Source organism: Erwinia sp. JH02 (assembly GCF_013074405.1).
Taxonomy (GTDB): Bacteria; Pseudomonadota; Gammaproteobacteria; order Enterobacterales; family Enterobacteriaceae; genus Erwinia; species Erwinia rhapontici.
The window spans coordinates 344,028-362,824 of the sequence record NZ_JABANZ010000001.1 but is presented as its reverse complement, the minus strand read 5'-3'; the positions used below and the strand labels follow the sequence as shown (position 1 = coordinate 362,824).

At 56.0% G+C, this 18,797-nt stretch carries 18 protein-coding genes and 1 pseudogene; 10 read left to right on the top strand and 9 right to left on the bottom strand.

All coding sequences use genetic code 11. The features are described 5' to 3' along the window. Nucleotide 1 precedes the first annotated feature (1 nt). Nucleotides 2–1,183, top strand: coding sequence for an MFS transporter (locus tag HHI26_RS01645; RefSeq protein ID WP_159336726.1), 1,182 nt, complete (start codon nt 2–4; stop codon nt 1,181–1,183). A 25-nt stretch (nt 1,184–1,208) separates the two neighbouring features. On the opposite strand, the gene HHI26_RS01640 is transcribed toward HHI26_RS01645, so the two are convergent. Then, nucleotides 1,209–2,039, bottom strand: coding sequence for an MBL fold metallo-hydrolase (locus HHI26_RS01640; protein WP_167864915.1), 831 nt, complete (start codon nt 2,037–2,039; stop codon nt 1,209–1,211). A gap of 161 nt (nt 2,040–2,200) precedes the next feature. On the opposite strand from HHI26_RS01640, the gene HHI26_RS01635 reads away from it, so the two are divergent. Further along, complete coding sequence (locus tag HHI26_RS01635) at nt 2,201–3,091, top strand: LysR substrate-binding domain-containing protein (protein ID WP_133842014.1); 891 nt, start codon at nt 2,201–2,203, stop codon at nt 3,089–3,091. Between the two features lie 146 nt (nt 3,092–3,237). Here the strand turns inward: HHI26_RS01635 and HHI26_RS01630 are convergent. Beyond that, nucleotides 3,238–3,513: pseudogene (locus tag HHI26_RS01630) on the bottom strand (putative quinol monooxygenase); the annotation flags it as partial. A gap of 465 nt (nt 3,514–3,978) precedes the next feature. On the opposite strand from HHI26_RS01630, the gene HHI26_RS01625 reads away from it, so the two are divergent. Continuing rightward, nucleotides 3,979–4,164: a hypothetical protein gene (locus tag HHI26_RS01625; RefSeq protein ID WP_171148455.1), complete on the top strand. Its 186-nt coding sequence runs from the start codon at nt 3,979–3,981 to the stop codon at nt 4,162–4,164. Between the two features lie 18 nt (nt 4,165–4,182). Here HHI26_RS01625 and HHI26_RS01620 read toward each other — a convergent pair whose 3' ends face one another. Then, nucleotides 4,183–4,785: a DUF1295 domain-containing protein gene (locus HHI26_RS01620; RefSeq protein WP_171148454.1), complete on the bottom strand. Its 603-nt coding sequence runs from the start codon at nt 4,783–4,785 to the stop codon at nt 4,183–4,185. Nucleotides 4,786–4,923: 138 nt separating this feature from the next. Here HHI26_RS01620 and HHI26_RS01615 point away from each other — a divergent pair, with 138 nt between their 5' ends. Further along, the gene (locus HHI26_RS01615; RefSeq protein ID WP_171148453.1) at nt 4,924–5,535 is read left to right on the top strand and encodes a TetR/AcrR family transcriptional regulator; all 612 of its coding nucleotides are present in this window, start codon (nt 4,924–4,926) and stop codon (nt 5,533–5,535) included. A 15-nt stretch (nt 5,536–5,550) separates the two neighbouring features. On the opposite strand, the gene HHI26_RS01610 is transcribed toward HHI26_RS01615, so the two are convergent. The 5 genes from HHI26_RS01610 to HHI26_RS01590 are packed head-to-tail and all read right to left on the bottom strand — an operon-like array spanning nt 5,551 to nt 11,365. Continuing rightward, nucleotides 5,551–6,339 carry an ABC transporter ATP-binding protein gene (locus HHI26_RS01610; protein WP_171148452.1) on the bottom strand — a complete coding sequence of 263 codons (789 nt, stop codon included), beginning with the start codon at nt 6,337–6,339 and terminating at the stop codon, nt 5,551–5,553. A 12-nt stretch (nt 6,340–6,351) separates the two neighbouring features. Continuing rightward, nucleotides 6,352–7,383 carry an iron ABC transporter permease gene (locus HHI26_RS01605; protein WP_171148451.1) on the bottom strand — a complete coding sequence of 344 codons (1,032 nt, stop codon included), beginning with the start codon at nt 7,381–7,383 and terminating at the stop codon, nt 6,352–6,354. Next, nucleotides 7,376–8,365: an iron ABC transporter permease gene (locus HHI26_RS01600; protein ID WP_159336623.1), complete on the bottom strand. Its 990-nt coding sequence runs from the start codon at nt 8,363–8,365 to the stop codon at nt 7,376–7,378. Before HHI26_RS01600 ends, HHI26_RS01605 begins: the two co-directional genes overlap by 8 nt. Next, nucleotides 8,362–9,279, bottom strand: coding sequence for an iron-siderophore ABC transporter substrate-binding protein (locus HHI26_RS01595; RefSeq protein ID WP_171148450.1), 918 nt, complete (start codon nt 9,277–9,279; stop codon nt 8,362–8,364). Before HHI26_RS01595 ends, HHI26_RS01600 begins: the two co-directional genes overlap by 4 nt. Continuing rightward, the gene (locus tag HHI26_RS01590) at nt 9,269–11,365 is read right to left on the bottom strand and encodes a TonB-dependent receptor (RefSeq protein ID WP_171148449.1); all 2,097 of its coding nucleotides are present in this window, start codon (nt 11,363–11,365) and stop codon (nt 9,269–9,271) included. Before HHI26_RS01590 ends, HHI26_RS01595 begins: the two co-directional genes overlap by 11 nt. Nucleotides 11,366–11,820: 455 nt before the next feature. Between HHI26_RS01590 and HHI26_RS01585 the strand changes: the two genes are divergently transcribed. From HHI26_RS01585 to HHI26_RS01565, 5 genes are all read left to right on the top strand, one after another. Further along, nucleotides 11,821–12,216, top strand: coding sequence for a cupin domain-containing protein (locus HHI26_RS01585; protein ID WP_197931322.1), 396 nt, complete (start codon nt 11,821–11,823; stop codon nt 12,214–12,216). Between the two features lie 125 nt (nt 12,217–12,341). Beyond that, the gene (locus HHI26_RS01580; protein ID WP_133842009.1) at nt 12,342–13,271 is read left to right on the top strand and encodes a LysR family transcriptional regulator; all 930 of its coding nucleotides are present in this window, start codon (nt 12,342–12,344) and stop codon (nt 13,269–13,271) included. A 203-nt stretch (nt 13,272–13,474) separates the two neighbouring features. Continuing rightward, nucleotides 13,475–14,545, top strand: a complete 1,071-nt coding sequence (locus HHI26_RS01575) for a Gfo/Idh/MocA family oxidoreductase (protein WP_159336620.1) — start codon at nt 13,475–13,477, stop codon at nt 14,543–14,545. Next, nucleotides 14,545–15,387, top strand: coding sequence for a sugar phosphate isomerase/epimerase family protein (locus HHI26_RS01570; protein ID WP_171148448.1), 843 nt, complete (start codon nt 14,545–14,547; stop codon nt 15,385–15,387). The genes HHI26_RS01575 and HHI26_RS01570 overlap by 1 nt, the downstream gene beginning before the upstream one ends. After that, entirely contained in the window at nt 15,380–16,165 is a 786-nt protein-coding gene (locus HHI26_RS01565; RefSeq protein ID WP_171148447.1) for an alpha/beta fold hydrolase, read from the top strand. The genes HHI26_RS01570 and HHI26_RS01565 overlap by 8 nt, the downstream gene beginning before the upstream one ends. Before the next feature lie 8 nt (nt 16,166–16,173). Here HHI26_RS01565 and HHI26_RS01560 read toward each other — a convergent pair whose 3' ends face one another. Further along, nucleotides 16,174–17,856: an SgrR family transcriptional regulator gene (locus HHI26_RS01560; RefSeq protein ID WP_171148446.1), complete on the bottom strand. Its 1,683-nt coding sequence runs from the start codon at nt 17,854–17,856 to the stop codon at nt 16,174–16,176. Between the two features lie 211 nt (nt 17,857–18,067). On the opposite strand from HHI26_RS01560, the gene HHI26_RS01555 reads away from it, so the two are divergent. After that, nucleotides 18,068–18,772, top strand: a complete 705-nt coding sequence (locus HHI26_RS01555) for a ribulose-phosphate 3-epimerase (RefSeq protein WP_197931320.1) — start codon at nt 18,068–18,070, stop codon at nt 18,770–18,772. The last annotated feature ends 25 nt before the right edge of the window (nt 18,773–18,797 follow it).

Below are 18,797 nucleotides of genomic sequence, written 5' to 3'. Positions count from 1 at the left end.
GATGAATACATTTTCTACCATGGACTCTGTTCGCCACACCTGGACGGCAGTGATCGCGGTCGGTCTGGCGACGTTCTCTGTTGTCACAACAGAAATGCTGCCGGTGGGGTTGCTGACATCCATTGCCGGCACACTCAGCATTACGACAGGAAGCGCAGGTCTGATGATTTCCCTGCCAGCACTGCTGGCCGCTTTGTTCGCGCCATTCGTCGTCATTGCATCGGGTGGAATAGATCGCCGATGGATACTGTGTGGCCTGCTGGCATTGCTGGTTGTGGCAAACCTTGCCTCCGCGCTGGCCCCTGACCTGATCGTCATGCTCGCAGCCCGGATGCTGGTTGGCTTCTGCATGGGGGGAATATGGGCAATCGCCGGCGGGCTTGCCTCGCGTCTGGTCCCGGAGAAGGCGATTGGCCTGGCCACCTCCATTATCTTCGGCGGTGTTGCTGCTGCATCAGTATTGGGCGTGCCCCTGGGGGCATTTATTGGCGATATCATCGGCTGGCGCTGGGCATTTGGCATCATGGCCATTTTCAGCGCACTGGTGCTGGCATTCCATCTTGCGGTCATTCCGGCGTTGCCCGTTACGGGTTCGGCTAACCTTAGCCATTTCATCGCCCTGCTTGGCAACCGCAAAATACAAACCGGTCTGTTCCTGACGTTATTACTCGTAACAAGCCATTTCGTGGCCTTTACCTTTGTACGCCCACTACTGATCTCAGTGTCAGGATTTGATACCCAGTGGATAGGTGCCATCTTGTTGGCCTACGGTATCGCCGGTATTGGCGGTAATTTTCTGGCAGGTATCACCGCAGCGCGCTATACGGCATTCACCCTGACTGCGATTGCGACAGGGCTGGTGTTAACGCCGTTACTGTTCATTGTCGCCGGGCAATCGGTCACAGGGGGTAGCAGTGTCCTCATCTTCTGGGGGCTGGCTTACGGTGGGCTTTCGGTGGGACTAATGACCTGGATGATGAAAGCCGCACCCCGTGCCGTGGAGATCGCCGCTGCGCTTTATGTCGGGGTTTTCAATACAGGAATTGCGCTGGGGTCGTGGAGCGGGGGCCAGATCGTCGACAGGTTGGCCCTGACAGATACACTCTGGCTGGCCTGTGGCTTAGCGACTGTCGCCTTAATTTTGGCAGTCGCTGCTGGCATGAATAGAGGGGAGACACGATGAGAGTGACCCCCCATTCATTTTCCGGTCAGGCAATACGGTATCCCTCACCCGCCTTAAACACCCTGGCAAATCCCGTACTGTCTAAGTGCATTCCGGCGATAAGCAGATTTTCTCTTACCGCCTGAGCCATGATTTTTTCCCGTGTTTCTCTGGCCTGAAGGGGGTCACAGTCAAAGACAATTGAAACGTCGGGGCGTGCTGACTGGATATGGGGGAAATGGACGATGTCTCCCCAAATCAATAAGCATTCATCGCCTGAAGTGATGCGAAAACCCGTATGCCCTGGCGTGTGACCCGGCAACCATTCCGGAAGAATGCCCTCAGCCACCTCGCCCTTACCAATCAGGCGCACTTTACGGGCATAGGCGTCTAACGTTCGGCGGGCCAGATCAAAATTGCGCTGCCCACGTTCATTCGCCATTTTTCGTTTTTCATCATCCTGCCAGTATCTCGCTTCAAGCGGATGGAGATGAAGTTCTGCCTGATTAAATACCGGTTGCCCTTCAGCATCCAACAGACCCCCAATATGGTCAGGATGACCGTGCGTCAGTAATACGGTATCCACGTCATCGGGGCTGACGCCAGCAGTAGCAAGCGTCTCTTTAAGCTGCCCGCCGACGTTGTTCAGACCTCCCGCACCAGCATCGACCAGGAGGGTCCGTCCCCTGCCCTGAATAAGGTACCCGTTGATATGGATATTGCCGGGTTCAGCGATCCGGGCGTTATGCTGAATAGCCGCCGCTTCTGCGGTCTCAATACCTGACAGTAACTCCAGGCTCGCTGACATCGTGCCATCGCTGAGGGCTGTCACCCAAAAATCCCCAATCTGACGGCATGGTAATGACGGATTGCTCATAGTGACCTCGGCATGAATAAATAACAGGTGCTCATTAGCCTGCTTAGTGACTTTTACTCATCCTACAAGCCGCCAGTTCGGTAATAAATCGATATTTACTCAACCATTAGTGACATTATATCACTGACAGTTCATCACCCTTTTTGGAGAAGGTCATATTCATGCGCAGAAAAATTCCCAGCAGTGCTTCACTTCAGGCATTTGAGGCCGCCGCCAGGCACGGTAATTTTGCGCGGGCCGCAGAGGAATTGTCATTAACGGAAGGCGCCATCAGCCGTCAGATTGCCCGCCTGGAGTCTCTGCTCGATTGCAGACTGTTTGACCGTACGGGAACCCGGGTAAAGCTCAATCCAGTGGGGGCTCGCTATGCCCATCACGTGCGGCAAATACTGGAACGGCTCGAACGCGATACTCAGTACGTTATGGGAATGCCCGAAGGCAGCAGAACGCTGGAAATTGCCGTCCTGCCGACGTTTTGCAGCCGCTGGCTTATCCCCCGCCTCAGTGGCTTCCAGTCTTTATACCCGGACATCACCTTGAATATCGCGGCCAGAACCGATCCCTTCATTCTCACCGGGAGTGGCTTTGACGCAGCCATTCATTTTGAGCATCCGGCATGGGCAGGCATGCGTATGAACGTTCTCTTTGAGGAGAAACTGGTGCCGGCGTGCCATCCCGACCTGTTAACAGACGAGGATATCTTTAGTCAGTTGAATACTCTGCCCCGGATTCACCGACGGCAGAATCCGGAAGCGTGGCCTCATTATGCCGGGCAAAGCGGGATCGTCCTTGATAACCCGGCTCAGGGTGTCCGCTATGACCTTCATGAAATGGCGATAGCGGCTGTATTAGCAGGACAAGGGGTCGCCATGGTGCCTCGCATCTATATCGAAAAAGAGCTTAACAGCGGGTCGCTTGTTGCGCCCTGGCCGCAATCAGAACAACTGAGAAAGACATTTTGTTTAGTCAAATCGGTTGAAACCGCAGTCAATGAATCTGCATTGCACGATTTTGAGCACTGGTTGCAGGCAGAATCATTGCTGATGACATAATGGTGGGCAGCTTTGTGCCGGGAGTAGACATAATCTCACATCAAAAAGAGAGGGGCGGCACAGGACAATAGTTGAAAAGATGTGTTACTAATTCGGCATAACACATTGATAGTATAGACTTTATAAAATATGTGGGTTACGTGGCAATTCATCAGAATGTATTGAGCATCTTTGCGCTTATGTTGGTCAATTAATGGCACAATCCGTCTGAAATGCTCACTTGCACAGTGCAATTCAAGCGCTGCACGATCCGGCCATTCCTCTATAAAAATGAAATGCCCCGGATCCTTTTCATCGATATACAGATCATAAGCGATGCAAAGAGGTTCCTTTTTTGTGGCCGATATTAGCTCACGGTACAAAGGCATAACTTTTTCAACCCCATCAGGTTTTATAAAATCTTCGGCAATGACTTTCAGCATTACAACCTCTAAAGATAAAAAGAATATACATAAAATGGCGAAAAAAATGTTTTGGAAAAATAGCTCAGCGCTGCGCCTGAGAAATATCAAAAATCATTATCCAACATAACTGTTTCTATCCATCCTTGTGTTCGCTTCTCGCTGATAGCCGCCAGTCCCATCCTACCACTATATCAGGCGTTTTCTTAACACCGACCCACCGGAAAGATGTCAATCCCACAGGAGATCGCCGTCGTGGTTTAAAAACCACCGCGAGCACCAAGCTGGCCTTAGCCCGGTTGCCAATGATGTCAGCAACACCTGCCGTTGACCTGAGTCAGTGTGCAGACCATCACGCACAGATTGGCCCATTTTGTTATGGTTCCGACGAGCAAACATGCGTGGTATCTGCCTTTATGCATAGCCCTCTTTCCGTAATGGCATACGTGGATTACGCTGAGAGTAAAACCCCAACGGAGTCACATCATGCCACTCTTTATTGCGTTACTGGTTGCCCTGCTCACTCCCGGCACCCACGCTATTGCCGCCCGTGACAACAGCGCCTGCCAGCAAAGCTGCTATGTGCAGAACAGCCGCTGCGATCGGGATAAAAACAGTGGCTGTAGCGGCGCATTGCAACGCTGCGTGCAGGCGTGCCAGAACACAAAGTAACCTTTCTGGAGGGCTGACTTAGAGTAAACGGCTGCGTTGGCGGTATTGTTCAAATTCTGGATAACGTGATAATGAACGATCCTTGAGTCGCATATTCCTGATAAAGAAAATGCACCATCCTGCCAGGACGATAAAAGGTAACCCGTGCATTGCCAGTAATGAGAACGACAGATAAATAAAAATCTCACCCAGATAGTTTGGATTCCGGCTGTAGGCGAATAACCCCTCTGTAATTAACCCTTTCTTTAATTTTAACGTATAAAACTTCTGTGCATCACTGACATAGTGTAAATAAATACCCGTAATGTAGAGTGCCAACACCAGGCAAACCAGCCACGGTGGCGCGATAACATGACGGCTGATGAGCAGATACGGCGTGGCATAATAAGCCGCCAGAGGGACAAAAATGAATAACCATCCTGCCCATGCAGGAGGGATCTGCCTGGCAAAACGCTGATCGGGAAACGTCGCTTCCTTCACCAGCCATAAGACTGAATAGGTTCCGTGCAATGCCAGATAAATATACGCGGTCATTGAATCATTCTGGTAAAACCACATCAGAAAAATAATCACGGGTATGACCAGAGCTTTATGTAAGTTAATAAAAAAAAGAGTGTTCATCAGATAGATCCTATCAAAGGATGGAATAAAACGGCTGAGATAAAGCCTTAATCTTGTCGGCGACAAGATGAAATTTACACTCTATCTTGTCACTGTCAAGATATTCTGATTAAATGGCATCCTACTGACCAGGGGGTAATGATGACGTTATCGAAGGCGAAGAAGGCATACCACCACGGTGATTTACGCACCACCCTGATGAATGCCGCACTGGAGATTGTTGAAAAGGAAGGCGTTGAGATGCTCTCTCTGCGCGCATGTGCACGAAAAGCAGACGTGTCACATGCCGCACCTGCTCACCATTTTGGCAATATGACGGGCCTGCTTCATGAACTGGCAGCAGAAGGCTATCACCGCTTAACCCGGCACATGCGCGAACCTGCACAGCATCGGGCGGATGATGCTCTGTTGAATGCCGGGGTGGGCTATATTCGATTTGCCGTCAATCACCCCGGGCTTTTTCGCGTCATGACCCGGATGAAAGCCAGTGAGGGCGCTTCACAGAAACTCCTTGATGAAAGCACTCAGGCGTTAGAATTACTGCGCTCTGCCCTGCAGGCATCCTATCTGGCAGAACACAATGTGCCGCTGAGCGAATCTCTTCTCGCCATCAGAACCGATCTTGCCTGGTGCACGGTTCACGGCTATGCGCATCTGCATATTGAAGGGATGAGCGAAAAGCTGGCATCCGGGCAGCCTGAAATCCTGCTTCAACAGCTCAGAATTGCCTTACTCGCTAAAGCGGAATAACCGGCCTTTACCCCGCTAGCCATGTTCTTTACTGAGCGGGATCACCAGCGGTGTACCGTAGAATGGATCATCGATAATGCGGCAGTTCAGGTCAAACACGTTTTTTACCAACGCTTCACTGAGGATCGCCTGCGGCGCCCCTGCCGCCACCACGCCGCGCTGATGCACAGCGACCAGATGGTCTGCATAACGACAGGCCAGATTGAGGTCGTGGAGTACCATCACAATCGTTTTATTCTGCTGGCGATTCAGGTCACGCAGCAGATCCAGCACCTCAATCTGGTGGGCAACATCAAGAAAGGTCGTCGGCTCATCCAGCAGCAAAATATCGGTGCCCTGAGCCAGCGTCATGGCAATCCACACCCGCTGGCGCTGCCCACCCGACAGCGCCTCAACCGGGCGATCGGCCAGCCCCGCAACATGGGTAGCGTGCAGAGCGGCATTAACCTCGGCTTCATCCCGGGCTGACCACTGCTGCAACCAGTTCTGCCAGGGGTAACGCCCCAGGCTCACCAGCTGGCGCACGTTAATGCCTTCCGGGGCTACCGGGTTCTGCGGCAGGATCGCCAGCTCACGGGCCACCGCAACGGTCGACTGCTGCTGAATATCCTGACCGTTGACGCGGACCGATCCGGACTGCGGCTTCAGAAGGCGCGCGAATGATCGCAGCAACGTGCTTTTTCCGCTGCCGTTGCTGCCGATCAGCACCGTGATTTTCCCCTGCGGCAGGTCAATATCCAGACCGTCAATAATGGTCTGATTATGGTAACTCAGGGTCAGATCGCGGGCGGCAATGGCCGTCATAGTTCAGCTTCCTTAGTGACGTTGGGTGATCAGCAGAGTTAAAAAGAACGGTGTGCCGAGTACCGCGACAAAAATCCCGGCAGGCAGATCGGCGGGCAGAAACAGCACGCGGCCGATCAGATCGGCCAGTATCAGCACCATGGCACCGACCATCGCACTCATCAGCGCCTGCCCGGCAAATCCGGCGGCAACCAGACGCTTGCCGATATGCGGGGCAATCAGCCCGACAAACGCCATCGCCCCGCCCCAGGCAATCGCCACGCCCGCCAGCGCCACGCTCACCAGTAACAGCCCGCCGCGCTGCCACTGCACGCGCACGCCAATGCCGCCTGCCAGCCCCTCATCCAGCTGTTGCACCATTACCTGACGGGCCAGCCAGATCAATAAGGGCAGGATCGCCAGCAGCCACTGCGCCAGGGCAACGGCCTGCGACCAGGTGGCACCGTATACGCTGCCGGTCAGCCAGACGTAGGCCGATAGCGTGGTGGTCAGCGGGCTGAACACCAGGATCAGCGTGGTCACCGCCCCGAGCAGCGCCGACACACCCACGCCGATCAGCACCAGTCGCAGCGGTGATGCCCCCTGCTTCCAGGCCAGCAGCCAGACGCTGGCGGTGGCCAGCCCGGCACCCGCAATAACCGCCAGCGGCAACAGACTGTCGCCCAGCGTCATACTGAAGAAGGCCAGGTAGATCACGGCGGCCGTCCCGGCACCGCTGGTGATCCCCAGGAGATCGGGCGAGGCTAACGGATTGCGAATAATGTTTTGCAGGATCAGACCCGATACCGCCAGTGCCCCACCCACCAGCCCCGCCAGTACGATGCGCGGCAGGCGGAGCTGCTGCACAATAAATGTCAGCCCGCCGGAGTCATCGCTAAACAGCAAGCGCAACACGGTTGTGGGTGACATTGTCACTTTTCCCTGCGTCAGCGACAGCAGCATCACCAGCAGCAGAATACCCAACGCCAGCAACAGTCGTGACACGGTGTTCAGATTGATCTGGCGTGAAAAAGCGCCCCAGCGTAGCGCGATAATTTTATCCATAGCGCCCTCCACGCCGCGCCAGCCAGATAAAGAAAGGCGCACCAAACAGCGCGGTCATCACCCCCACCGGCACCTCCTGGGGCAGGATCACCACGCGGGCCAGGATATCGGCCAACAGCAACAGTAATCCGCCTCCCAGCGCGCAGCCTGGCAACAGCCAGCGATGATCGATGGAGAGGCCTTTGCGTACCATATGCGGCACCACCAGGCCGATAAAACCAATGCTGCCGGCCAGCGCCACGGCGCTCCCTGCCAGCAGCACAATCAGCCCCGCCAGCAGCAGGCGAACAGGCCCGGCACGCTGGCCCAGCGCGGTGGCTATATCGTCCCCGGCATTCAGCACGTTCACCTGCCCGGCAAACAGGAGCGTCACCGCCAGCCCAACAGCGCTGAGCGTCAGGATCGGCCATGCAGCAGCCAGTTCACGCTCACTGAGCGATCCGGCCAGCCAGAACAGCAGCGTATCCAGCCCCTGCTGGTCGATCACCAGCATCGCCTGGCTAAAAGCGGTAAACAACGCGGTGATCGATGCCCCGGCCAGCACAATGCGCAGCGGATTAAGACGTCCACGCCCGGCCGTACCGATCAGCCACACCAGCGTTCCCGCCACGGCAGCGCCGGCAAAGGCGCACCAGACCAACGCGTTGAGGGAAGCCAGTGAGAATACGGCGCTGCACAGGATAATACAGAAGGTGGCTCCGGCATTGATGCCGAACAGGCCAGGTGACGCCAGTGGGTTGCGCGTCAGCGCCTGCATCAGCGCGCCCGCAACGGCCAGACTGGCCCCCACGGCCAGCGCCATCAGCGTACGCGGCAATCGGGAGGTGGTCACCAGAATATGCTGGAGGTTCATACTATCGTGCCGGGTCAGCGCCGCCAGCACCTGCGGCAGTGATATCCAGTTGGCCCCGGCCATCAGGCTGAGCAACACGGCCATCAGGAGCAGCAGCGCCAGGATGCACAGTTTTATCGCTGGCGTCATGTTGGCTGCCCCACAATCAGCAGGCGTTCGATATCTTCCAGCACCGCATTCGCGGCGATAATCCCGCCGGAGAGTACCCAGGTCACGCTGTCCACCTGCCACACCTGGTGGTGTTGCGGCGCCTGCATCTGTTTCCAGAGTGGATGACTGACCAGCGCACGGTAGTTATCCCGCACCACGGACTTTTCCGCGTGCAGCATGACAAAAAACAGATCGGCATTGACCACCGGCAGGCTTTCGCGGCCGCTGAGTTTGATCGACACACCTGTTGCCTGGCGTGCGGCCTCATTCCAGTGAAAGCCGAGTTCGCTGAGGATCATGCCGGGAAAACTCTGCGGCAGATAGCTACGCAGATGGTCCGCACGGATATCCAGCACGGAGACCGTCAGCGGCCAGCGTGCTGCATAGTGCTGTTCCAGTAACTGACGCAGGCGATTAACGCGCTGTTGCCAGCGGAGTAGCAACGCGGCAGCTATCTGCTGACGATTGACCGCCCGGCCCACCGCCTCAACGGTCTGCTTAAATTCGTAGACGTTATCGAGCATCACCAGCGGCGCGATCTGCTTCAGCAGCGGCGCGATCGCCTGGTGGCGAAAGCGCGAGGCAATAATCACATCTGGCCGCAGCAGCACGATATCTTCAAGGCTGGGCTGGGTTTCCAGCCCGACGTGCGGCACACCGTTTAATGCCGTGCGCAGATAGCGGTAGGTGGGCTTTTCACTCCAGGAATCCACCACGGCGCAGGGGGTAATCCCCAGCGCCACGAGGGCATCGGTCGCCCCCTGAAACAGGGTGATCACGCGCAAGGATGCGGTGCCCTGCGCCCTGAGCGGCAACAGCGCACTGGCGGCCAATATGCCAAGGCCTAGTCGCAGCACCCTGCGGCGGTCATTATGGGTGACATCAGAAATCAACGTTGTATCCCAGCGTCACCGTACGGCCACGGCCGGAGAAGTAGCGGTCCGGCTCCACCAGGGCACTCTGCGAATAATAGGTGATGTACTGCTTATCAAACAGGTTAGAGATTGCCAGGTTGACCCGTCCACGCGGCAGTTTATAGCCTACGGCGGCATCCACCAGCGCGTAACCGCTGAAGTCTTTATCCTCTTCATCAAACTCGCGGCTTAACGCCCAGTTGGCCTGAATAAAGGAGCTCCACTGCGGCGTCCAGTTCGCCGACCAGCTGGCAATAATGCGGTCCGGTGAAACATTCAGACCATCGAGTTTGGCATCCAGGCTACCGTTTTCATCACTGTCATAGCGGCCGCGCATATGCGAATAGCTGAGTTTCAGGCGGTGATCATCATTGACCGCATAACCCAGGGTGCCTTCGAAGCCGTCGATTTCGGTTTTCTCACGGCGCGTTACGTAGACATCCCCCACGCGGTCAACACGGCTACCCAGCTTTGAGCGGGACTGGTAGTAGCTCAGTTCAAAATCAAACGGCTGCTGATCGATACGGAAACCGTATTCGGTATTCTCGGTCACAATCGGTTGCAGGTTCAGGAAGGTCCCTGCACTCATCCCCGGCTGGTTAATGCCGCGCAGCACACGGCCGACATCCGGCATGGCAAAGCCCTGAGAGTAGTTGGCAAACAGGCTGAGTGGCTCAACGGGCGTCCATACCGCGCCAACGTTATACAGCGTTTTATCGAAACTCGGTTTCCCGCCGCCGACCGTCACACTGTTGGCGCTGGCGATGGTCTGGTAGCTGTCGATATCCAGGCGTGCATATTCATAGCGCACGCCACCGGACAGTTTGAGTGAGTCCACGGGGGCGACTTCAAGCTGCACAAACGGCGACAGATCGGTGTATTTAATTTCCGGTACATAGGTGCGATGCGTGCCCCACAGATCCTGCTTCGACTGGTCGAACAGCGTATCGAAGCCCAGGGTGACTTTCAGGTAGTCGTCCCAGATATCGTCTTTGGTCAGCGCCATTTTGGTGCCGTACTTGGTGGTGACCGCGCGCGACTGATCGTACAGGGTGCCCACCGGGGCAATGTTGGCATCCTGGAAGGAGCCGGACAGCGTTGATCCGAACAGGGCTTCATACTGCTGGTAATACGCCAGCGCCGACAGTTTCATACCGGCCAGATTGTAGTTGTCGTAGGTTATCGCCGTGCTCCAGACCTCATTATGTGGCGCTTCGCCTTCCGGCGTGCCCTTGATCGAGGTGGTCGGGATGCCGCGTTCGCGGTCGCCGGTGACGCTGAGATAATCATTTTTGCCTTTGAGCTGGTAGTAGCTGGCGCTGAGCTGAATGCGCTGATCGTCATCCAGCCAGTAACCGACTTTGCCTAACAGATCATAAGCGCGGGAGTTCATCAGATCGCCCTGGGTGTTATCCACTCCCACCGGGCGGTTATTGCCATCCAGATACAGCCCCTGATCTTCATAGCTTACCGAGAACAGGTAATCGAGATAATCTTCGCGCCCGTCAACGCCATAGGTGGTTTTGTACCCCATGGTGTCGCCTTTGAGCTGCGAAGTCGGAGACGAGGCCTCCACGCCAAAATGCTGATTAAAGGTACCCGGCTCCGGCCGTTTGGTGATCAGGTTAATCACCCCACCCGCGGCGCCGATGCCGTTGCTGGCGTTGGCACCGTGGATCACCTCAATGCGTTCGATCATTGAGGCATCAATGGTGTGCATTTCGCGCCCGGTAGGACGCAGCGGGTTCGACTGGGGAATACCATCAATCATCACCAGCGGGATGCGGCCGCGCAGGGTTTCGCCGCTGCCGCTCATTTTCTGACGGCTGGGGGAAAACGACGGTAACAGGTTGCTTAAAATCTGTGAGGTATCAGAGGTGATCTGCCGCTGCTGTTCAATCTGCTGTTGGGTAATGATGGTGATGACCTGCGGGGAATCTTTCTTCTCACTGGCGGTACGGCTGGCGCTGACCACCATATCTCCCCCGCTATCGGCTGTTTCTTCAGCATAAAGTGGCCCTGCCATTAATAACGGCATCAGCGAACATAGCGCCCTGACTTTCATCTCACGATCCTTTTTACCTGGAGGAAAACCCGCATTGATGCAGGTTAAATGTGCCAAAGGGCACCAGTGGGAATGCGAATGCGATTATTATCATTATCATTTACGGTAACAATAGGCATAATTAGACATTCTTCCTTACATATTCCTTACACCAAAAGTGAAAAGCTGCTTTAATTTGACTTAACAGACTGATGAAAAACAGAAAATATCGGTTTTCGCCTCTGCTGATGCGTCTCTGAACGAACGCTGTTTTTTGCCGATAAATGTGACGCAGATCACCTTCAACCGTCTCAAAAAAACAGCTCAGGCGCGTAAACAGGTCCAAAAAATGCCGTGCGAATTTCCAGAACACGTATTTATGAATTTTTTTCATCACTTCTATACACCAGACGTTATCAATCGTATGGCGATAATCCCCTATGATGGACAGATATCAATGTAGAGGAAAAATGATGATCGAGATTATTAAACACGGCAGTAAACCTGCAGCAGCTGGCCCGGCTGACTATTTCACCGGTAAGGTCGAGATTAATGCGCCATTCAGTGCCACTGAACCGGCCCGCGTGGGCGGTGCGACCGTGACGTTTTCCGCCGGGGCGCGCACGGCGTGGCACACTCACCCGCTGGGGCAAACGCTGATTGTCACCGCAGGCCAGGGCTGGGTGCAGGAGTGGGATAAGGAAGCACAGGCGATTACCACCGGGGATATCGTCTGGATCCACCCGGGTGTGAAGCACTGGCACGGTGCAGGAGCGGATACCACCATGACGCATATTGCGATTGCTGAGGCGCAGGACGGTAAAGCGGTCGACTGGCTGGAGCATGTGAGTGAGGCGCAGTATCAGCGCTAATGGCTGACTTTGATGGCTGACCTTCTCCGGTCAGCCCCGCCCGACCTGAACACAAGCCCCCTACCCGTGAATGCCGTCAGGCGCTACACTGCCTGCCTTCCCCCTGAGATGTGCCGAGGAATCGCGTGTTAAAAGATAATTTCAACGATCTTATTTCCCTGATGGTGGTGGCGCGCGAACGCAGTTTCACCAAAGCGGCCGCGAAACTCGGGGTCTCTCAGTCGGCGCTCAGCCACTCAATTCGGGCGCTGGAAGAGCGACTTGCCCTGCGCTTGCTCACGCGCACCACTCGCAGTGTGGCCCCCACCGAAGCCGGTGAGCGCTTGATTAATTCCATTGGCCCGCGTTTGACAGAAATAGAGTCTGAGCTGATCGCCATTACAGAAATGCGCGACAAACCCGCCGGTAATATTCGACTGACGGCCGGAGAGCACGCGGCGCAATCCACCATCTGGCCTGCCCTGCAACCGTTTCTGCACCAGTACCCCGATGTGAATGTGGAAATCACCGTCGATAATACCCTGACGGATATTGTCAGCGGCCGCTACGATGCCGGAGTGCGTTTAGGTGAGCAGGTGGCGAAAGATATGATCGCAGTGCGTATCGGGCCTGACTGGAGTATGGCGGTGGTCGGTTCACCGGATTATTTCGCCCGCTATGGTCGCCCGCAAATACCGCAGGATTTGCAGCAGCACAACTGTATTAATATGCGCCTGCCGACCATGGGCGGGTTATATGCGTGGGAATTTAAGAAGGATCAGCGGGAAATACGCGTGCGGGTTGAAGGGCAGCTGATTGTGAATTCGCTGGTGCCACGCATTGATGCCGCCCTCTCCGGCCTGGGACTGGCCTGCTTACCGGAAGATACCGTCGCCGATCACCTTGCCAGCGGCACACTTGAGCGTGTGCTGCTCGACTGGAGCGAACCCTTTGCGGGCTATTATCTCTATTATCCCAGCCGTAAGCAGCATACAGCGGCTTTTTCGCGCATGATTGAGGCACTGCGCTATCCGCGCCAGCACGCGTTTGCCGCCCCCGCTGCCCCCTCCCTTTAAACACGCAGTTTCCGCTTTTACTGCCTCTTACAGCAGTAAACTGTGACCTCCCCCGCGATAAATGACCGGTTTTGGCTAAAACCGGAAAAAATCCCCGCGTTGATGTTCAGTTTTCCGGTTTTCTTTCCCTGACGATAATCACTCCATCAGGCTGCGGCTGCCGCCGTAGCTCAACTATCCCTGTAGGGGTAAAGGAGAGCGTGATGGAAACTTCGGGTAAAATTAACGTCGGTGTACTGGGCTGCGGGCCGATCTCGCAGGCGGGTCATTTTGAATCCTGTATCAAAGCCAGTAACGCCCGGTTGTATGCCATTTGCGACAGCGCCGATGACCTGCGCCAGCGCATGGCCGCGATGTGGGCGCCGGAAGTGGCGTATGCCGATTATCAGCAGATGCTGGATGATGAAAAGGTCGATGCGATTATTATCGCCACCGCCGATGCGTTCCACGTGCCCCTGGCGATTAAAGCGTTAAAAGCAGGCAAACACGTATTGTGTGAAAAACCCCTCGGGATCACGGTAGAAGAGAGCGAAGAGCTGGTACAGATTGCGCAGACCAGCGGCAAATTATTGCAGGTCGGCCATATGAAACGCTTCGATGGCGGCATTCAGGCGGCGCGTGATTTCGTTCAGCAGGAGATGGGCCAGGCGGTGGCGTATAAAGGCTGGTATGGCGATAACAGCCACCGTTACACTGTCACCGATGCAGTGCAGCCAAAAATGATTACCAGCGCGGCAAAACGCAAACCCAGCGTCGATCCGAAAGCGGACCTGCAACAATACTACCTGCTGGCACACGGCAGCCATCTGGTGGATACCGCATTTTACATTAATGGCACCATCACCGATGTAGAAGCGCGTTTCCTGCATCGCGGCGGGGTCCACTGCTGGTTTATTGATATCGGTTTTGCCAACGGCGCGCTGGGCCAGCTTGATCTGAGCGTTGGTGTACGCATGGACTGGCATGAAGGTTTCCAGCTTTATGGCGAAAACGGCAGCGTGCTGGCAAAAACCTATAACCCGTGGCTGTTCAAATCCAGCGATGTCGATATTTTCCATGAAAAAACGGCATGCTGGCAGCGCCCGTTAGCCGCCGATGGTCATTTTTATCGCCGCCAGCTGGAGGCCTTTGCCCACGCTATCCTGACTGAACAACCGGTGACCGGTACCAGCGTGGAGGAAGGTCTGCATGTGGTTCAGGTGCTGGCCGCTATCCAGCAGTCGGTACGCGAAGGTCGCAGTGTATCGGTCACCAGCGCGCGGGGGTCTGTCTGATGTATAGCGGCATATTCTCGAAAACGTTCGCCACCGCCAGCGTGGATGAAAACTTCGCCCTGATAAAACAGTGTGGCTTTCAGGCCACCCAGTTTAACTACGCCAGCGCCGGGCTGCCCTCCCTGCCCACGGCCGTCCCGGAAAACATCCTCAACGAGATCAACGCAGCACGCGTTAAACATCAGATAAAAATGGAAGCCATCTCAGCGACCTTTAATCTGACGCATCCCGACGCGGCGGTGATTGCACGGGGGATGGCATCACTGGAGACCATTGCGGCATCGGCCGCCCGTCTGCACTGCCCGCTGTTAACACTGTGCAGCGGCACGCTGGACGCCGATGACCAGTGGCGCGCGCACCCGGAGAACAACAGCCCCGCCGCCTGGCGCACACTGTTACGCTCGATGGAACAGGCGCTGGCGATAGCCGACCAGTACCAGGTCAACCTCGGTATTGAGCCGGAGCTGGCCAATATTGTGAATTCCGCTGCCCGGGCGCGTCAGCTGATCGATGAACTTCAGCACCCGCGCCTGAAAATTATTTTTGACCCGGCAAACCTGTTTGAACAGGCAGATGCGGCCCAGCAGCAGCGCGTGATGGGTGAGGCCCTGGATCTGCTCGCCCCGGCCATTGCCATTGCCCATGCTAAAGACCGTGATGCCCGCGGTGAGTTTGTTACCGCCGGGCACGGGGTACTCGATTATCCCTGGTATATCAACGCGCTGCATACCGCCGGGTTTGACGGCTGTGTGGTCACGCACGGCCTGCCAGCGGACGATGCCGCTGGCGTCAGTGCTCTGCTGGCGCGCCTGATACCGCAGACGGGAGGGGTTCATGCTTAGTACCTTTACGCATCAGGGGCTGGCGCTAACTTACAGCGATAATCGTGCGGCGGGCCCGGTGCTGGTGTTCCAGCACGGTCTGACCGGGGACCACCAGCAGACACGTCAAAGTTATACAGCCGAAGACTGCCGCCTGATCACTCTCGAATGCCGCAGTCATGGCGGTTCTGCGCAGGGGGATGAAGCGCAACTGGGCATTATCCCGTTCGCCAGCGATCTGAGCGCGTTGCTCGATCACCTGGAGATTGAACAGGCGCATTTTGCCGGTATTTCAATGGGGGCGGCCATCGTTGCCCGGTTGGCCGCACAGCAGCCGCAGCGCGTGAGCAGCCTGACGCTGGTGCGCCCGGCCTGGCATCAGCGGCGCAGCCCCGCCAATATGGTGCCGTTTGCCCTCGTGGCCGATTATTTGCACTATTTCCCGGTGCACACCGGCCTTGAGGCCTTCCGTCAGTGCGGCCTGTTCACCACCCTGGCTGCCCTGTCCCCTGATAATGCCAGCGCGCTGGAGGCGCTGTTCAGCAAGGAAGTGGACCCGCAGTTACTGCGGCGTCTGGTGTTGTGCGATCCGGGTTTCGACAGCGAAGCACTGCGTGCCCTGCCGGTTTCACGTCGAGTGGTAGGCTGCGCGGAGGATGAGATCCACCCGCTGGCACTGGCGCAGGCGGTGGCTGCCGATCTGCACGTTTCATGTGATGAAATCACAGCCAAATCCCGCGATAAAGCAGCCTATTTCGCCGAACTGACCGCCATCCTTCAGCAGCAGATACACGCATAACCCTCAGATTACTCAATCCACAGCTGGCTGAAGTCTGGCCAGCCTAACGTACTGAGATCGCGCCAGGTAAAGGCAGAGTCCGATTCGTAATCCAGCCAGTGATGGAACAGCGGCAACAGCCAGCGCTGCTGGGTGATGCGCATAAACCAGCGGGCGATGGCGGGCATAAAGCGCTCGTTCTCGTGCTGGCTGTATTGCTGGATCAGCAGATGCAGGCTCTGCGTCATCTCCTGCGGCAGATGTTTTAACACCGGGTCCGGGATCATCCAGCTCAGGGCCGAATAAATATCGTCGAAGTCGATCATAAAGTTGCTCAGCCACAGATCGGCCCCTTCCACTTTCCCGCTCATAAACTCCAGCCAGCTGACCTGTTTGATCTGGCAGCTGATGCCATGCTGCTGAAGGATAGCGACAATGCCACGCGCCAGCTCACTCAGCTCCGGTTGTTCAAAAGTGGCCAGCACCAGCGGGCGATTATTGCCAAAGGAGGGGTTCGGCTGGCCGTAATCGATAATACGGTGGTTCCAGTCCGGCAGCATCCCGGTGGCATAAGCCAGCGCCGTTGAGTAGTTTGGCGTCAGCTGGCTGCGGCGCAGAATATCCAGCGGTTGCAGCACCTCATTGAGAAAACGCCGCCAGTGCATATCCGCGCAGTGACCTTCACTGTCAATCAGAAGGAAACAGCCGCCCTGCTCCAGCTTGCGTTCGGTGGGCTTATTGATCGACTCGGCCTGATGCGTATGCAGCAGCGTGATAAAGCTCATGTTCAGCTCCTGCGTATCGAAGCGATAGACATTCACCTCGTCGATCATCGGCCTGCTCTGGTGGTAGTGACTGTTGCGCCGCAGACAGAGAACGGTATCGCTATGCTCGCTGATGCAAAACGGGCCGCTGCACAACCACTGACCATTACGCGTTTTGAATAGCCGCGCGGCCAGTACCGAAAGCAGACCGGGGAAGTTTTCCAGTGGCCGCTGTAGCAGAAAGCTTAGTTTTAATTCACCATCGAGTGAAATCTCGCTGATATCGCTAAACAGAGCGCGAAATTGCGCCGAATGGCGGGCATGTTCAAGGCAGCGGCGTACCTCATCCGCATTGATTTTACTGCCGTCTGAAAAGTGCAGGTTTTTACGCAGAAAAAACTGCCACTGAGTAAAGCTGTCGTTGTGCAACCAGTAGTGCGCCAGGTCCGGCACCACCGCACGCTGAAAGGGATCGTAACGCGTCAGGCCGCTAAAGCACTGGCGGATCAGGTGGCGCTCGGTGCGACGCTGCGGCAGCAGCGGATTCAGCCCGTCAATCGCCCGGTAATACGGGATTTTAAGCTGCACTTCATCGTTGGTGATAAAGGTGCCGAAATTATCGCGGATCAGATCTTTGATCTTCGGACTGCTGCCGCCGACCATTTTCAGCGCTTTATCGAACTGGCTGTGCTCCAGTAAGTCGCTGAGATTGTGCTGTTGCAGCGCCTGCGGGGTGATCAAAAAGCGTAACGAAGAGCGTTTTCCCCGACCGCGCTGGGGCTGCCAGTCTATCCACCCTGATTCCCGCATCCGACTTAACAGAATGCGCGCATTACGCGGCGTACTGCTCAGGGCATGTGCCACTTCATCCACCTGCAAATGCGCAACATCATGCGCGGCGTAAAGCATATAGAGTCGCTGAAAATGCTCACCCAGTGCGGCCATCATCTTACCTGTTTTGCTGTTTTTTCCTATTTTAGGGCAAGACATGTTGCCTGACTGTGATCGTATTCATATTCATTTCCGGTTTTAACGAAAACCGGAAATGAATTTATCCGTGGCGCTGTGTTTTTAAGCGACAGCAAAAAATCAATGATGAAGATAAGGCGGGTCAGCCTGTTGGCCCGAATTAATCGACTCTGTGAACAAGGACATGATGATGACCACAACCCCACGTACCCACTGCCTGCAACAGCTGCCTACTGACCGCCTCCTGGCTGAAATGTCGGTATGGTCAGCCGACCTCGCCCATCTGGCCGATGACATCACTCGCGTCGATGAACTGGCGGATATCTACCATGTTGACGTTGCTGACGGCCACTTTACCCCCTCAATGCTGTTTTTCCCGGACCTGGTGGCGGCGCTGCGCAAGGTCACCACCAAACCGCTGCATGTTCACCTGATGGTATCCGACGCGATCCTGCTGGAGCAGATCGACCAGTTTGCCGAGGCCGGTGCCGATATCATCTCGATTCAGGGGGAAAATCAGCCCATCGAACAGGCGCTGGCGCGGATTGAGCACCACGGCTGTGCCGCCGGGATGGTGTTGCAACTGCATACCCCGGTCAGCGATTTAACGCCGTATCTCTCCCGCCTGGCGTTTGTCACCCTGCTCGGCACGCGCATGGGAGTCAAAGGTCAGGGACTGGCCGATGAGGCTTACGACCGGCTGCAACAGGCACGCCGTCTGATCCAGGATTCCCCTGCGCAGCAACACATCTTCCTCGCGGCCGATGGTGCCATCCGTGAACATACCGTGCCGGAACTGCGTCGCAGCGGAGCGGATACCGTGGTCATGGGATCGCTGGCGTTTAATGCCCCCGACTACCCGGCCACCATGAACTGGATACGCACCCTGCCGTAAGTCACCCGATCTTATTGCTGTACCC

What these genes read in the sequence shown, in the direction of transcription:
- HHI26_RS01570 (WP_171148448.1), top strand. Translation starts at nt 14,545, where the DNA reads ATGTATAGCGGCATATTCTCGAAAACGTTCGCCACCGCCAGCGTGGAT.
- HHI26_RS01600 (WP_159336623.1), bottom strand. Translation starts at nt 8,365, where the DNA reads ATGACGCCAGCGATAAAACTGTGCATCCTGGCGCTGCTGCTCCTGATG.
- HHI26_RS01560 (WP_171148446.1), bottom strand. Translation starts at nt 17,856, where the DNA reads ATGATGGCCGCACTGGGTGAGCATTTTCAGCGACTCTATATGCTTTAC.
- HHI26_RS01620 (WP_171148454.1), bottom strand. Translation starts at nt 4,785, where the DNA reads ATGAACACTCTTTTTTTTATTAACTTACATAAAGCTCTGGTCATACCC.
- HHI26_RS01645 (WP_159336726.1), top strand. Translation starts at nt 2, where the DNA reads ATGAATACATTTTCTACCATGGACTCTGTTCGCCACACCTGGACGGCA.
- HHI26_RS01610 (WP_171148452.1), bottom strand. Translation starts at nt 6,339, where the DNA reads ATGACGGCCATTGCCGCCCGCGATCTGACCCTGAGTTACCATAATCAG.
- HHI26_RS01565 (WP_171148447.1), top strand. Translation starts at nt 15,380, where the DNA reads ATGCTTAGTACCTTTACGCATCAGGGGCTGGCGCTAACTTACAGCGAT.
- HHI26_RS01625 (WP_171148455.1), top strand. Translation starts at nt 3,979, where the DNA reads ATGCCACTCTTTATTGCGTTACTGGTTGCCCTGCTCACTCCCGGCACC.
- HHI26_RS01635 (WP_133842014.1), top strand. Translation starts at nt 2,201, where the DNA reads ATGCGCAGAAAAATTCCCAGCAGTGCTTCACTTCAGGCATTTGAGGCC.
- HHI26_RS01590 (WP_171148449.1), bottom strand. Translation starts at nt 11,365, where the DNA reads ATGAAAGTCAGGGCGCTATGTTCGCTGATGCCGTTATTAATGGCAGGG.
- HHI26_RS01605 (WP_171148451.1), bottom strand. Translation starts at nt 7,383, where the DNA reads ATGGATAAAATTATCGCGCTACGCTGGGGCGCTTTTTCACGCCAGATC.
- HHI26_RS01615 (WP_171148453.1), top strand. Translation starts at nt 4,924, where the DNA reads ATGATGACGTTATCGAAGGCGAAGAAGGCATACCACCACGGTGATTTA.
- HHI26_RS01555 (WP_197931320.1), top strand. Translation starts at nt 18,068, where the DNA reads ATGACCACAACCCCACGTACCCACTGCCTGCAACAGCTGCCTACTGAC.
- HHI26_RS01640 (WP_167864915.1), bottom strand. Translation starts at nt 2,039, where the DNA reads ATGAGCAATCCGTCATTACCATGCCGTCAGATTGGGGATTTTTGGGTG.
- HHI26_RS01575 (WP_159336620.1), top strand. Translation starts at nt 13,475, where the DNA reads ATGGAAACTTCGGGTAAAATTAACGTCGGTGTACTGGGCTGCGGGCCG.